We start from the raw sequence: 14,492 nt of genomic DNA, 5'->3' as shown, positions 1-14,492 counted from the left end.
CAATCAAACCTCTCTCGCAAACTTAAAGAGCTCGGGATAACCTGAACAAAGAGAAAAAAAATTAGTGTATTTTAATTTTTTCCAAAAGGGATAAATAAAATTACAAAGTCGACTTTTTCGTGTATTTTGTGGTAAAAAAGTATTTTAATCAGATTGATTTTTTCGTGTTTTTTAGTGTATTTCGTGGTAAAAAAGTATTTTAATCAGATTGATTTTTTCGTGTTTTTTCGTGTATTTCGTGGTAAAAAAGTGATAAAAGTAATTATTCCATTCCCCGACGTGGATAAATAAAATAGTATAGGTTTGGCGATAGACTAACCTCTGCGTGAAAATTAGCAGGATTTAATTTGCTGAAAACGATAAATAATAAATATTTTCAAAGTTCAAATCTGTTTCGTGTTTTTTAGTGTATTTCGTGGTAAAAAAGTATTTTAATATGAAAAAAGTATATTTAAGATTTTATGAAGAATTGAACGATTTTCTTCCTCCTCAAAATAGAAAAATACAATTCACACATCCCATAAAAACCCGCCAATCTGTCAAAGATCTGATCGAATCGTTTGGTGTTCCACACACTCAGGTTGACCTGATTATCGTGAATAGAAATTCTGTGAATTTTTCCTATATCGTTAAAAATGATGATGAAATTAGCGTTTATCCCGTTTTTGAAACATTTGATATTAAAAACGCAACCCATCTGCAGCAATCTCCTCTCCGAAAAACAAAATTTATTCTGGATGGAAATCTCCATAAACTCGTTCATTATATGAGAATGCTCGGTTTTGATACAGAATTTGCAAATCAAGTTAGCGAAGAACAATTAATAAAACGAGCGAAAATTGAACACAGAATAATCATCAGCAGAAACCGTAAGTTGATGAAAAGAAGGGAATTGACACACGGATATTGTCTTGCCACTACAGATTGGATAAAGCAGTTAGGAAAAATATTATCACGATTTCATCTTTATGAAGATCTGAAACCATTTTCAAGATGTTTTTTGTGTAATACAAAATTGCAAACGATTGACAAAGAAAAAATTTTGAATAGATTGCCAAAAAAAGTAATAGAGCAGCAGAATGAATTCACAATTTGTGAGAAATGTAACAAAATTTATTGGAAAGGTTCACATTATAAAAAGATGCTAAAGTTTATAGAAAAATTAAAAAATTCGGAGGAAAAATGAAAAATTATGAAAACAAAACAGTTGGTGTGATCTTGTCCGGCTCTGGCTGGCAGGACGGAAGTGAGATTCAGGAAGCAGTGCTTACGTTATTACATCTCGACAACGAGGGAGCAAACATAAAAATAATTGCTCCTAATAAATCACAAATGGATGTGGTAGAACACGTAAACAATACTACTACAAAAGGAGAATCTCGAAATGTTTTGGTAGAATCCGCACGCATAGCTCGCGGAAATATTTCTGATATTTCTGAAATTTCTGCAAATGAACTTGATGCACTAATTATTCCCGGCGGCTTCGGTGTAGCAAAGAATCTTTGCGATTTCGCAGTGAAAGGAGCAGATATGTCCGTGATGAAATCCACAGAAGATTTGATTTTGGAAATGCACAAAGCGAACAAATCACTTGGATTTATATGTATTGCACCCGTTCTTGCTGCCAAAGTTCTCGGCAAGTTCAAACCAAAACTAACGATCGGAAATGATTTAGGTACCGCAAAAATTATCGAAAAATTGGGAGCAAACCATATTAATTGTCCTGTGGATGAAATTGTTTACGATGAAGTAAATAATGTTGTAACCACCCCTGCCTATATGCTCGGACCGAGTATTTCGTGGGTAAGTAAAGGAATAGAAAAATTGGTTGTTAAAGTACTTGAGTTGTCTTAAAAGTAAAATTAGCGACTAACAAAACAAATTAGCCATATTGATGAAATAGGAAGGAAAACGGTATTTCACAAGGCAGGCAAAAAAATAAAAAATTCACAGAATATATTTATGTAATTTTTTAAAATATTTTTTTTTCGTGATCTTGTGGATAAAGGGAAGGATAAGGTGAATTATTTTTTTAGCTTCAATAATCCGTATGCCGTGCCGCCAAACAGGATAATGAAAAAAACAATTCCCATAATTATTGCTAAAGCGCTCATTTTATCTCCGATTTTTTAATCTCTTTAATATTTTTGGATTCTCTTTCCACAAATGTGAGGAATGCAACGATTATCGAAATGATCAACACACTAATTGGGTAAATGATTTTATCAGCACTATAAAAAAGATAGAAAGAATAGCAAAACCCCAAATATGATAAAATTCCACCTGCGATTTTTATAATCATATTTTTCATTCGGGTAAATTCATTTCTGTTTTGAATAATGATAGAAATATATAAAATAGTGATTAGCATTATCCATCCTCCGAGCATCAAAGTCCAGATAGGATAACTTCCACCACCATAAGGTTTGGTAATTTCTTTTACGATACTAGAAATTATTGTGATCAGAAGGATTGCAGGAGTGAAGTATTTCACAGAAAACACCCACAGATTGCCGAATTTTATGGCTGAAGTAGAATCCATGTCCTGAATAACTTTTTTTGTATTATAAAACCAGCCGATGAGAATTGCCTCTAACAAACCGACGATTACCAGTCCCCAATTCATCCAGTGATCAACAACATCCAGCCAATACAAACCAGCTCTTGATGCATAAAATAATCCGATGAGAAATCCCACAGAACAGACCCAGAGCACAACCGTTTCGCGTTTTATTTTGAACGAATCTTTCAAGCCGGTAACAATGGCTTCTGACAAAGAAAACGCAGAATCTATACCGAGTGTGAGAAGCATTATAAAGAATAAAATGCCAAAAATAGACTGAGCGATTATTCCACCAGGCAATTGAGCAATAGCTGCTGGATATGTAACAAATACCAAACCTGGTCCTGCATCCACTACTTGATCTACAGGAACTCCGGAATGGAAAGCGAGATATCCTAGGATTGAAAAAACAGCGAAACCTGCAAAAAATGAAGTAGCGCAGTTTGCAAAGGAAACGATCCATGCATTTGTGTTGATATCAGAATCCTTAGGAAGATAGGATGCATAGGCGATCATTATGCCAAAGCCAAGTGAAAGTGAGAAGAATATCTGTCCGTAAGCGGCTAGCCAAACGTTCGGATTCAGCAGCTGGGAAAATTCTGGTTTCAAATAATAATCCAAGCCACCGCCCGCTCCCTTAAGTGTAATTCCTCTGATTATTAAAATAAATAACATTAGCCAGGGCAAGCCGACTGTCCAGTTCACCACTTTTCCAACAATTTTTACTCCCTTGAAAATAATTAAGAATATGGAAAGCCAAGTAAGGAAAAGTCCAATAATTATAGGCCATTGCAAACCCCCAAAATTTGTAATATGATCAGAAATCCCTAAAATATTCGAATGGAAAAATTCTTTTTCGACACCAGCCCATTTTACGCCGATGGAGTGATAGAGGAAAGTCCAAGACCATCCCATTATTACCGCATAATAAGCAGTGATCATCCCGGCAGTTCCCAAAGCGAACCAGCCAATGTAATTTGTGTGCTTTCGAATAAATCCATAGGCTTCGGAAGGTCCGGTTTGATGCCTTACTCCAAGATAATACTCTAATGCAACTAATGGAATGCCAGTGGTAATAAGAGCGATAACATACGGTATAAAGAAAGCGCCACCACCGTTTGAATATGCTTCATATGGGAATCGCCACACATTGCCCAAGCCAATCGCCGATCCGATTGCTGCCATAATAAAGGCACTTCGATTGCCCCAACGTTCTCTTGCCATAATGCTCCTTTAATTATTTCAATTTTCCGAAACTTTCTAAAGAAACTAATTTTGATGTCAAGGATTTGGGAAAGATATTTTATATGGAAAATGGGAGGAGGGAAAAGGGAGAAGGAACACGAGTCCTCTCGTGTTAATGAAAAAATATTAGTTTCTTCTGAAAGATTCTCCAGTCGTTACGCTTTTTCGAGTATGACAATTTTTTTTGTAATTTCAAAATATTCTTATCTAACTCCTTGATCTTAAATCGATGTAACTGAGGTGTCACGGACCATTCCGTGATACGCTTCAAAAATCGGTTTTTCAACGTTTCTCCGTTGGGTAATTTAGATAATTAAAATTCTATTTTTTTAAGCAACATAGTATCCTACAGTGTTTATCAGTATCGAATCTGTCAAAAACACACTTTACGGCTTATCTGTTTTTTATATTTGAATTCAAGATATTTGACAACTCAATGCAAGGTTTAAAATCTCAAAATATAAATTACTTAAGGATTAATTATGCCAGAAAAAATTGAAAACTACTGTTTCGGATGCTCACAGGAAAATCCGATTGGATTAAAATTGAAATTTTCTCATGCGAACAATGAAACGATTACAGAATGGAAACCTACAAGAGAATACGAAGGATTTCCCGGTATTTTGCATGGTGGAATCATTGCCACAATAATTGATGAGGTCATGGCAAAAGCGATTGAGAATATGGGAATCTGGGCTGTTACAGTTGAAATGAATGTGCAATATCTAAAGAAAACCGAGATAGGGAAAAAACTCATTGCCAGAGCGAGGTTTGTTGAAAAAAGGAAAAAAATTCTATATCTGAAAGCGGAAATTTTGAATGAGCAAGGAGAAGTTACGGCAAACGGAATCGGTAAGTATTTTTTTATAAAAGAAGCCGAGTATGAAAATGAATAAAAAAATGTACCTGATATTTTTATTTCTGTTATTGGTTTTTGCTCTCATAAGTTGTGCAAAAAAAATCCCTCAATTTAATGGAATAAAAGCCTATCAATATTTGGAAAAACAGTGCGATTTCGGGACCCGAAATCCAAATTCCGAAGGGCATTTACTTTGTAAAAATTACTTAATTAATTTTCTCGAAGAAGCCGGTGCAGAAGTAAAAACACAAGAATTCACACACATAATCAGGGGTGAAAATTATCAACTGACGAACATTATCGCTTCGTTTTATCCCAAAAGAAGAAATCGGCTCGTGTTTGGTGCTCACTGGGACACTCGTCCTTGGGCTGATCTGGACAGTATCAAAGCAAATCAAAACACCCCGATTATGGGAGCAAATGATGCTGCTTCAGGTGTAGCTGTTTTGATGGAATTGGCAGAAATATTGAGCAAAAATGATCCTTTAACCCACGGAATAGATATTGTTTTCTTTGATGGAGAAGATGCCGGAACAGCCGGCACAGAAGAAAATTGGTGTCTGGGCTCTGCCTATTTTGTGGAAAATTATGAATTCAATACAGAACCACAAGCAGTTATCATTGTTGATATGATCGGTGATGCGGATTTGCAAGTGGAAATTGAGGGCTTCTCATACAAGAATTCTCCCGAACTCGTTACGGAAATATGGAAAATCGCCGAAGGATTGAATATCAAATCTTTCGACACAAAACTCTCTAATTATATTTTTGATGACCATTATCCCTTTCTGGAAAAAGGATACAACGCCATAGATATTATAGATTTCGATTATCCTTACTGGCATACTTTGGAAGACACGCCGGATAAATGCTCTGCAGAAAGTTTGCAACAAATCGGCGATGTTTTGGTCAAATTCATTTATAGCAAATGAACGAATAGGCTTTTTGGGTTAATGAGTTTGTTGTTTTATCTATTTTATTTCTTTGTGCCCTTTGTGTTAAACTAATTTTATATGAAAAAATTCTTAACTCCAAATGAAAAAAAGATCGTCTTATTTCTTGTCTCATTTCTAATTTTTGGGGTGCTGATTATCAATGCAAAAAAACTAATCCCCGATTCTGAAACAGATAAAAATTTTCAGGATAGTTTGGAAACTGTTATTAAAAAATCGAATGAACCTTTTTTGATAAATATTAATAGCGCTGATATAGAAACTTTGGCAGAATTGCCGAGAATTGGACCTGCAAAAGCAAAAGCCATTTACGATTATCGCAAAGAGCATGGAGAATTCAAATCTCTTTTTGAACTTATGAATATAAAAGGAATAGGGGAGAAAACTCTGGTAAAACTTATTCCCCATTTGGAAATTATCGGAGATTCTACTGTAATCCAGACGTTTGTCGCCAGCGTTCAAAAAGGGGGTGATTTTCCCAAAAGTAAAACCGGACCATCCTCAGAAAAAAAGATCAATATAAATTTAGCAGGCAAGACCGAAATTACAACTCTTTACAGAATTGGTGATGTTACTGCTAAGCGAATTATGGATTACAGAATTAAAAACGGAAATTTCAAATCCATTGAAGAAATAAAAAAGGTAAAGGGTATCGGAGATGGAATTTACGAGAAAATCAAAGGGAGAATCACGATTGAATAATGGCTAACAATAATGAACTGACTCCTACGCTTACTTTGGCAAAAATGTATGAGCAGCAGGGGAATTATCCCGAAGCCTTAGCCGTGTATCAGAAATTAGATTCTGCGGATAGCGATGAGTTTATTACAAAAAAAATCAATTATCTTCAGGATTTAGTGAAAACGGAAAATCGGAAAATACACGATGAAATTGATAGTATTGTTCTTTCTCAATCTGAAAAAAGCCTCTTTCAAATAAAGGAAAAAAAATATCGCTCTGATTCAACTTCAAATCGGTATGAGAATGATCCGGCAAGTGCTTTTCGAACATCAAACCAAATGATAAATATTTTTGGAGATAGATTTTCCGATATGACCATTGAGCAGCTGGCTAAATCTCTGACTGCAATGATCGGCAAAAACAGAAAATTGAAAAATATAACTATCGCAGAATTTATTAATGCGATTGAGAGAATTTAGTATAGACCGATTGGAAAAATTATGCGAAAAATTAATCTAACAAACGAAAATATTAAAATTGTAAATTTTATCAAAAATTATGTAAATAATGCCGGAATGAAAAAAGGAATAGTCGGGTTGTCCGGCGGATTAGATTCTTCGCTAATTGCACATCTTTGCGTTGAATCGCTTGGGAAAGAAAATGTGATTGGCGTTATGATGCCATATAAATCCAGCTCTTCTGCCAGCTTGGAGCATGGGAAATTAGTTGCGGAAAATCTCGGAATACAATATTTTATTCGCGATATTTCTCCCATGGTTGATATCTATTTTGATAACTTCGGAAGGAATGCAGATCAACTTCGCAGGGGAAATTTCATGGCACGAGTGCGGATGTGCGTTCTCTATGATATTTCCGCAAAAGAAAATGCTCTCGTGATAGGCACCGGAAATAAAACCGAATTGTATCTCGGATATTGCACTCAATTCGGGGATTCTGCCTGTGCGATTGAACCTATCGGGCATTTGTATAAAAACGAGGTGAGGAAACTTTCTCAAGAACTCGGTGTTCCGCAAGAAATTATTGATAAAAAGCCAACCGCAGATCTTTGGGAAGGTCAAACTGACGAAGATGAGCTGGGAATTTCTTATGAAACTGCTGATAAAATTATTTATTATCTCATTGACCAAAAAATGAATGTGGAGCAGATAATCCCCAAAGGATTTTCAGAAAAAGAAATCCAACTTGTAAAAAAATTGATAATCAAATCAGAATTTAAACGCAAAATGCCACCTTCCCCTTGATTTAAAGGGTGGGTTAGAGTTGAACCTAAAATGTAACTATTATGAATACAAAATTAAAATATGGACAAAAAAAAGGCGAAGTTTTAGTAGCAATCATCAACAACAAAAAGGATTTTGATATCATTAGCAATAAAAATTGGTATAGGATTCCTGTTATAAGTGTGCAAAAATGGTTGATTGGCAGATGGCCACCTGAATGGCTGGCTTTTTATCAAACAAAAATTTTTGGAGCACAAGCTTATTCTATAAGGTATTATGCTCGCGTTATTAATATCCGAAAAGCATATCGTAATGAACTTTTCCCTTCTGAGTTACCTAATGAGAAGAGCAATAAGCAATATTATCAAATTAATTTATTTCCTTTACAACAATTGCCAAAACCTATTTTTAGTCGTCGATTTCGTAGAATAGTTTTCATTCCAACAAATTGGCAAAAATTTAGCACAGCACTTGAAATCAATGATCTCTATGACGAAAGTCCATTAGAAAACAGATTATGGGCTGCCCTAAAGCGACATAATATTCCTGCAGAGCGACAAGAGTTCGTAACAGTAAGAAAAAACAATTATTTTCTTGATTTTAACATTTACTGTAGTGATGGCAAATTAGATATTGAAGCAAACGGAGATAGTTGGCATGCAAATCCAAAAAAGTCAGTTGAAGATAATTTTCGTAATAATGCTCTAACATCATCTGGTTGGAGAGTTCTACGCTTTTCTACCCATGAAATACAAAAAGATTTAGAGGAGTATTGTATTCCGGAAATTTCAAAAACAATCAATACACTCGGCGGCGTTGAGGAAGGTAGATCTTTCCCAAGAAAAATAAATGCAAAATTTAACGGATCTTACCAAATGGACATTTTTGATGTTTAGTGGTTTTCCAATAATAATGAGAAACATAAGCTATGGATTTAACCATTTTATCATTAGATTCGCCCTATGGCGAAATAGTTAAATCCATTTTTTAAGTGGGCTCATTTATGAAATGAAATAAAAAATCAAAAGCATTTCATGATAAATACAAAGGACACAAAGAAAAATAATGAATAATGAATAATGAATAATGAACAAGAACAATGAATTATCAAGTATCAAATTAGCACCGGCGGTGCGAAATATTTGTAGCCAATGGTGTAAGCCATTGGAGAATCGTAAACTAGGCTATTAAAAGCACCGTAGGTGCGACATTCAAAAAATCAAAAAATCAGAAATCAGAAATCAGAAAGAAAAAATTGCCTTTGAACCGAAGTCATCCCTCTCTTTGAAGAGAGGGACTGAGGGTGAGTTATAAAATCAGAAATCAGAAAACAAAACAATCTCTGCATTTCGCCGTTCTCAACGGTGAAAAAAGAGTAAAAGAAAAGAGAATATGAAAAAATATTTTGGAATATTTCAACCGAAACGATGCCATATTTGTCATAAACACCTGGCAACTCGGCAGTGCGTCAAAATCAAAAAAAAAATTTGCTTTAGGTGTTGTAACGAAATCAGGATAAAGATGGATTGTCCCGAAAAATGCAAATATGCCTTGAAACAAGATTCTGATAAACAGCAATTGTTACTGAAAAATTTCTCGGAATCAGTAGAAGAGCAGCAGCACCTTATGGATCTTGCCCTTAAAGAATGGGCAAAAGTAAAAAATAAAGATTTTGAGAATAAAACTCCGCGGGAATTTTCACAAACCGCGGAAGGCAAGAAGAAACTTCAAACTTTATTTGATAAACACGAAGAGGGATTACAGTCTCAAATGAATTATAATACTTTGCGGGAATTATTCTCAATTCCAATAAAAAGGAAGCAGACTCCCAATCACGAGGATGTGGCGAAACAATTTCTCTCTTTCTGTGCTGATTTTGATTATGAAAAAACGATTCCTTTGCTCGTGAATCATGATATTTACAAGGATGAAAAATTTAGAATTAATTATATCAAACGAAATGCATTTCTCAAGCAGTTAAAAGCCCTGAAAGAATTTGACCTAATTCGCTCTGCCTTAAGTCAGTATCAGGATGAAGGTGTCGTGGAATTTGAGATAAATGGAAAATACATTTTAAGCATTGTCCTCGCAAAAATCAACGGGAAATGGTATGTAAGGCAAAAAATTTTTGGTGAATCAGGTTTACTTCTCTCCGAAAAAGATTATGTTCGTCAAGTTGCTAATAAATTTACTCAGCAAGATTTTTCTCAGGCTTATAAAGAAACCAAAAAGTGGCTAAATACGTTTCCTGATTCTCCTGATCTTTATTATTATCTTGGTGTTTATTTCTCCACAGAAGGAAAACTTAAAGAAGCAAAAGAATCATTTTTCAATGCTATGGAACTCGACCCGAACTTCATCGAAGCAAAATATAATTATGGATTTATGTTTCAAGCAGAAGGTAATTTGAATGAGGCAAAAAAAATATACGAAGAAATCTTGTTAAGAAAAGAAGATGTGAAAACCCTTAACAATCTCGCAGTTATTTATGAGCAAGAAAAAGAAATTGAGGGAGCATTTGCATTGCTAAAAAGAGCAATTCAACTCGAACCGAATTTTGAACCTGCTACAAAAAATATGGAACGGATCAGCGCAATAGTTGAGAAGAAAATCGAATCTAACCCAAAATAAAATGAATAAAAAAGTATTTTTGAAATATCTCCCGAAAATAGCAAATAATTTTATCCAAAATCGTCCCATAAATTCCGTTACGGAGATTAAAATTACTCACGCTTGCAATCAGAAATGCCGCCAGTGTAATATCCACGAGATCACCACAAAACCGATTCATTTAAATTATACAAATTTTTGTCTAATCGCAGAAAAATTGGAAGAATACGGTTGTCTCGTAGCAATGATTAGTGGAGGTGAACCATTACTCAATCCCGATTTGGGTAAAATTCTGATTTATTCCAAAAAAATATTTCCTCTATCTGTCTCGCTTGTAACCGGTTTATATTTTGATTATGCTAAAATTTCCGATATTATTGACCTTTGTCTTGCTGAAAATATAAATATTCAAACTTCTTTGGATGGATTAAAAAATAAGGGTGAATATATTCGCGGAGTTCCCAAGCATTCTGAAACTGTTCTCAAAAATATGCAAATTATTGCCGAAAAAAAAACGAAAAGGAATTCGAACTCACTTCTTTATGCGAATTGCGTGATGAGCAATCTGAACCTTGAGCAAATTCCCGAAATAATCTCAGCGTGCAAAAATGTAGGCTGGAAAACAACGATCGGAGCATATCATTCGCTTATTCAAACTACAAAAGTGGACGAAGAAATGAAAATTAGGGATGAAAAAAAGTTTCGTGAAACCGTTGAATTTCTCACGGATAATCCAGACATTCTCAATTTGAACACATTTATAGAGGGATTGCCAAGAATTTTGACAAATGATTTTCCCGATTTCTGTCCGTTTGTTGATGGAAAGAGAACTTCTACCAGATTGACAATTTTCGAGAACGGGGATTTGCATTTATGCAAAAACGGGAGTATCGGCAATTTGCTCGAAGAAGACCTTTATTCAATTTTCACAAGTGAGAAATATTTAAATAGGTTAGAAGAATATAAAAAGTGCCCAGGTTGTTGGGGAAGCTGTTATACTCAAAAACATTTGCTAACTCATCCGCAAACTGTTTCTCAATTTTTTCATAATATAAAAAAACTTCTCAATCTCAAAACAGCTGCCAAATAAATCGTAAATCAATCGTCCCTGATTGAAACCGTAAACCAATCATCCCTGATTGAAACCGTAAATCAATCATCCCTGATTGAAAAGTTTACCACCAAGCGAGACGCTTGGGCTACTTTATGGATACAAAATAATTATGACAGAATATTTAATAACAGCACTAAAAGCAGCCAAATCTGCCGGAAAAGTAATCGAAGAAAATTTTCATAAGAAAAAGAAAATATCTTATAAGGGAAGAATTGATCTCGTTACGAATATTGATAAAAAAGCAGAAGAGATAATCATAGAAATTATTGGAAAGAAATACCCCAAGCATAATATTCTCACTGAAGAAACGGAACATAAACAAAATTCGGAAATGGAATATCGCTGGGTAATTGATCCGTTGGACGGAACTACAAATTATGTGCACGGATTCCCTTTTGTTTGCACTTCGATAGCGTTGCAGAAAAATGATGAGACAATTTGCGGAGTCGTTTACAATCCCATCCTCGGCGAACTTTTTTACAGCGAAAAAGGCGCAGGAAGTTTTTGCAACAATAAGCAAATTTCTGTTTCCGACCACAAAGAATTGGATAAATCTATTCTTGCAACCGGCTTCCCTTACAATATTGAAAATGAAGAACGAAATAATTTAGACCATTTTAATAAAATAATCAAAAAGTGTCGTGGTATTCGCAGACCGGGAGCCGCGGCTTTAGACCTTTGTTATGTTGCTGCCGGGATTTTCGACGGATATTGGGAAATGGAACTCTTTCCCTGGGATACGGCAGCCGGAATTTTGATAGTGGAGGAAGCGGGTGGAAAAGTAACAAAATTCGATGACTCGGAATTCTCTATTTTCGATAAAGAGATTTTGGCAACGAATGGGCTGGTGCATAAGGAATTGGTTGGGATTTTGTAGGAGCTTTAAAAATGGTGAGTTTAATTTTTCTTGACACAATTATCGAAAAACAAATTGTTTCGGGAAAAACATTTGTAAGAAGATTTTGTTAATGGAGTGTTCAAATATGTTCACAAGCTGGCTAATCTGTCTTTGACACGACAGGATATAAAAATTTATGTTTACAAAATATATTAGTTTGCAACCATAAAAAAGAGGTTTTATTATGCAAAAAATCCAAGAAATCGAATCAGCTGTTTCGCATCTTTCAAAAGATGCTCTCAATAATTTTAGAGAGTGGTTTGATGAATTTGATGCAAAAGTATGGGATAAACAATTTGAAAGTGATGTAATGTCTGGAAAACTAAATAACCTTGCAAGCAAGGCTATTTCAGATTTTCAGTCCGGCAACTGCAAAGAATTGTGAAATTTTTCGCTAGCCCATCATTTTGGGTATGTTATAAAGAGTTGCCGTTATTCATTCAAAAACTAGCAGATAGGAACTTTGCTTATTTGAAAACAAATCCAAAACATCCATCTCTGCACTTAAAAAAGGTAGGAAAGTATTGGTCTGCAAGGGTGGGGAAAAAATATCGTGTTTTGGGTGTAAAGATTGAAGAGGGGTTGATATGGTTCTGGATTGGAACACATGCAGAATATGATAAATTAGTGTAGTAGCAGTCTAAACCCCATTCTCTACATTTTCCCAACGATTTATAAATATTTTAGAAGAAGTAAAGGAGAAAAATCCGGCAGCTCGGAATTCTCTATTTTCGATAAAGAAGTTTTGGCAACGAATAGGTTGGTGCATAGTGAATTGGTTGTGATTTTGTAGGAGATTTAAAATGTTGCTTTCAGATTTTCTTGTTAATAAACAAATTACCCGGTTTTTCTCCCCTTGATTTTGTGATAAAAGATGGAGTTTTGTATGGTTTTATTGCTTTCTGGATAGACTAGGGAAGTGTAGCGAAAAAATTGCTGTAAAAATCATAACAGGCGAAAAACTGGTAGATAAAAAATTGCAACTCCCCAAGGTTACCCGATTATTAATGAAAAAAGAGTCGAAGATCTGAATATTAATATTCCCAAACAGATGTTTAATGAAGTGGAGGTTGTTAGGTAAAGTCAGTTTTCATTTTCTTGACAGAATTTTTACATTATGCTGTTAATCAAATTATCAAATTAGGAAAAAGGAGCAAAAATGGATACGAATAAAAAATCGGAATTTAAAGTAAAAGGTGAAGAACTTCTTAAAAAAGTTAAAGAAATAATTCACGCCGGTAATGTTCGCCGCATAAAGATCAAAAACGGAGAAGGAAAAATTTATCTCGAAATTCCTGTTACAATCGGGGTGGTTGGCGCATTGCTATTACCTGTTTGGGCAGCTATCGGAGCTTTGGCTGCTGTAGCATCCAGTTTTACTATTGAAGTTGTAAATATTGAAAAAGACAAAGAAGATTAGGTAACTTGTTTGTAGAAAGAATTTTTTCTGCCCATCATCTTTTTTGCGGGACTTAAATTTATTTCGAGAATTTTATTTACGCTTGCTCATATAATTTGAAATTAGCCTAACGTAACTGAGAGGGCAGACTATCGGCAGTTTTCCAATTTTGCAGAGATAAGGAGAAGAGTGAAAAAAATATTACCGTTATTAATAATTTCAATAATTTGTTTTGGAGGATTAATGGCGCAAGATGAAACAAAAAATGAAGTGAAAAAGGTATTGCAAGATAAAGAAAAGATGCAGACTCTCCATCAATATTTTTCTGCAACCTGTTTCAATAATTGCTGGAAATTTATCGAAAAATCTGAACTTTCCGCAGAAGATGTAGAAAATATGATCGTGCTTTCAAATGCATCATTGTATCATTGGAAACAAAGAGAAGATTGCACTCCGCAGAATTTATCAATTGCATATTGGCAATTGGGACGTGTTTACGTTTTGGCTAAGGAATTAGATATTGCGAAAGACTATTCCCAAAAATGTATTGATATTTCTCTGAAAAATGAACTTTCGCCCTTTTATATCGGCTATGGATACGAAGCGATGGCAAGGACTCTGGCAAAGCAGAAAGATTATGATCAGGCAAAATTGTATCTTCAAAAAGGTTATGCTGAATTGAACGAAGTTACAGACAAAGAGGATAAAAAATATCTAAAAACAGATTTGGATAATATTAGGGAGATGATTCAGTAAATTAATTTAGCCTGAATATTTGCAATTATTTTTAAATTTTTCGTAATACGCTTTTCCAAAGCGTTATGTTTTGCCGTTTCGGAGAAACGGATTACGGTTTTTGCCGTTTAACATTTCAAAAAAACGGATGACATTCAAAATACGCTTTTCCAAAGCGTTAACCCCATATTCCG

General features: G+C 34.7%; 15 protein-coding genes. 14 read left to right on the top strand and 1 reads right to left on the bottom strand.

The window, feature by feature from the left end:
• The first annotated feature begins 436 nt into the window (after positions 1-436).
• Both U9P79_09905 and elbB read left to right on the top strand, forming a co-directional pair.
• Positions 437-1,186 (top strand): Mut7-C RNAse domain-containing protein, encoded by a 750-nt coding sequence (locus tag U9P79_09905; GenBank protein MEA2104936.1) that lies wholly within the window; start codon positions 437-439, stop codon positions 1,184-1,186.
• Complete coding sequence (gene elbB / locus U9P79_09900; protein MEA2104935.1) at positions 1,183-1,854, top strand: isoprenoid biosynthesis glyoxalase ElbB; 672 nt, start codon at positions 1,183-1,185, stop codon at positions 1,852-1,854. The genes U9P79_09905 and elbB overlap by 4 nt, the downstream gene beginning before the upstream one ends.
• A gap of 256 nt (positions 1,855-2,110) precedes the next feature.
• Here the strand turns inward: elbB and U9P79_09895 are convergent, their stop codons facing one another.
• Positions 2,111-3,787 (bottom strand): sodium-dependent transporter, encoded by a 1,677-nt coding sequence (locus U9P79_09895; protein ID MEA2104934.1) that lies wholly within the window; start codon positions 3,785-3,787, stop codon positions 2,111-2,113.
• Positions 3,788-4,290: 503 nt separating this feature from the next.
• Here U9P79_09895 and U9P79_09890 point away from each other — a divergent pair.
• The 12 genes from U9P79_09890 to U9P79_09835 all read left to right on the top strand — a co-directional run bounded on the left by U9P79_09890 (position 4,291) and on the right by U9P79_09835 (position 14,319).
• Positions 4,291-4,704, top strand: coding sequence for a PaaI family thioesterase (locus tag U9P79_09890; protein ID MEA2104933.1), 414 nt, complete (start codon positions 4,291-4,293; stop codon positions 4,702-4,704).
• The gene (locus U9P79_09885; GenBank protein MEA2104932.1) at positions 4,697-5,599 is read left to right on the top strand and encodes a M28 family peptidase; all 903 of its coding nucleotides are present in this window, start codon (positions 4,697-4,699) and stop codon (positions 5,597-5,599) included. The genes U9P79_09890 and U9P79_09885 overlap by 8 nt, the downstream gene beginning before the upstream one ends.
• Before the next feature lie 81 nt (positions 5,600-5,680).
• Complete coding sequence (locus U9P79_09880; protein MEA2104931.1) at positions 5,681-6,322, top strand: helix-hairpin-helix domain-containing protein; 642 nt, start codon at positions 5,681-5,683, stop codon at positions 6,320-6,322.
• A complete protein-coding gene (locus U9P79_09875; protein ID MEA2104930.1) occupies positions 6,322-6,780 on the top strand; it encodes a hypothetical protein in 459 nt (152 codons plus the stop codon). The genes U9P79_09880 and U9P79_09875 overlap by 1 nt, the downstream gene beginning before the upstream one ends.
• 21 nt (positions 6,781-6,801) lie before the next feature.
• On the top strand, positions 6,802-7,563 hold the full coding sequence (locus tag U9P79_09870) for an NAD+ synthase (protein ID MEA2104929.1): 762 nt from the start codon (positions 6,802-6,804) through the stop codon (positions 7,561-7,563).
• A 41-nt stretch (positions 7,564-7,604) separates the two neighbouring features.
• Positions 7,605-8,438, top strand: coding sequence for a DUF559 domain-containing protein (locus U9P79_09865; GenBank protein ID MEA2104928.1), 834 nt, complete (start codon positions 7,605-7,607; stop codon positions 8,436-8,438).
• Between the two features lie 625 nt (positions 8,439-9,063).
• On the top strand, positions 9,064-10,173 hold the full coding sequence (locus U9P79_09860) for a hypothetical protein (GenBank protein ID MEA2104927.1): 1,110 nt from the start codon (positions 9,064-9,066) through the stop codon (positions 10,171-10,173).
• Position 10,174: 1 nt separating this feature from the next.
• A complete protein-coding gene (locus U9P79_09855) occupies positions 10,175-11,242 on the top strand; it encodes a radical SAM protein (protein MEA2104926.1) in 1,068 nt (355 codons plus the stop codon).
• A 133-nt stretch (positions 11,243-11,375) separates the two neighbouring features.
• A complete protein-coding gene (locus U9P79_09850) occupies positions 11,376-12,143 on the top strand; it encodes an inositol monophosphatase family protein (GenBank protein MEA2104925.1) in 768 nt (255 codons plus the stop codon).
• Between the two features lie 205 nt (positions 12,144-12,348).
• Positions 12,349-12,549: a hypothetical protein gene (locus U9P79_09845; GenBank protein MEA2104924.1), complete on the top strand. Its 201-nt coding sequence runs from the start codon at positions 12,349-12,351 to the stop codon at positions 12,547-12,549.
• Positions 12,550-13,323: 774 nt separating this feature from the next.
• A complete protein-coding gene (locus U9P79_09840) occupies positions 13,324-13,584 on the top strand; it encodes a DUF4342 domain-containing protein (GenBank protein ID MEA2104923.1) in 261 nt (86 codons plus the stop codon).
• 168 nt (positions 13,585-13,752) lie between these two features.
• Positions 13,753-14,319 (top strand): tetratricopeptide repeat protein, encoded by a 567-nt coding sequence (locus U9P79_09835; protein ID MEA2104922.1) that lies wholly within the window; start codon positions 13,753-13,755, stop codon positions 14,317-14,319.
• Positions 14,320-14,492: the final 173 nt, after the last annotated feature.

It is taken from the genome of Candidatus Cloacimonadota bacterium, assembly GCA_034661015.1.
GTDB lineage: Bacteria > Cloacimonadota > Cloacimonadia > JGIOTU-2 > JGIOTU-2 > JAYEKN01.
The sequence above is the reverse complement of the archived record's forward strand: the minus strand, read 5'-3'. Positions and strand labels throughout refer to the sequence as shown.

Bases quoted from the DNA above. Each gene is read 5' to 3' on its own strand.
- U9P79_09905 (MEA2104936.1), top strand. From the start codon at position 437: ATGAAAAAAGTATATTTAAGATTTTATGAAGAATTGAACGATTTTCTT.
- elbB (MEA2104935.1), top strand. From the start codon at position 1,183: ATGAAAAATTATGAAAACAAAACAGTTGGTGTGATCTTGTCCGGCTCT.
- U9P79_09895 (MEA2104934.1), bottom strand. From the start codon at position 3,787: ATGGCAAGAGAACGTTGGGGCAATCGAAGTGCCTTTATTATGGCAGCA.
- U9P79_09890 (MEA2104933.1), top strand. From the start codon at position 4,291: ATGCCAGAAAAAATTGAAAACTACTGTTTCGGATGCTCACAGGAAAAT.
- U9P79_09885 (MEA2104932.1), top strand. From the start codon at position 4,697: ATGAATAAAAAAATGTACCTGATATTTTTATTTCTGTTATTGGTTTTT.
- U9P79_09880 (MEA2104931.1), top strand. From the start codon at position 5,681: ATGAAAAAATTCTTAACTCCAAATGAAAAAAAGATCGTCTTATTTCTT.
- U9P79_09875 (MEA2104930.1), top strand. From the start codon at position 6,322: ATGGCTAACAATAATGAACTGACTCCTACGCTTACTTTGGCAAAAATG.
- U9P79_09870 (MEA2104929.1), top strand. From the start codon at position 6,802: ATGCGAAAAATTAATCTAACAAACGAAAATATTAAAATTGTAAATTTT.
- U9P79_09865 (MEA2104928.1), top strand. From the start codon at position 7,605: ATGAATACAAAATTAAAATATGGACAAAAAAAAGGCGAAGTTTTAGTA.
- U9P79_09860 (MEA2104927.1), top strand. From the start codon at position 9,064: ATGGATTGTCCCGAAAAATGCAAATATGCCTTGAAACAAGATTCTGAT.
- U9P79_09855 (MEA2104926.1), top strand. From the start codon at position 10,175: ATGAATAAAAAAGTATTTTTGAAATATCTCCCGAAAATAGCAAATAAT.
- U9P79_09850 (MEA2104925.1), top strand. From the start codon at position 11,376: ATGACAGAATATTTAATAACAGCACTAAAAGCAGCCAAATCTGCCGGA.
- U9P79_09845 (MEA2104924.1), top strand. From the start codon at position 12,349: ATGCAAAAAATCCAAGAAATCGAATCAGCTGTTTCGCATCTTTCAAAA.
- U9P79_09840 (MEA2104923.1), top strand. From the start codon at position 13,324: ATGGATACGAATAAAAAATCGGAATTTAAAGTAAAAGGTGAAGAACTT.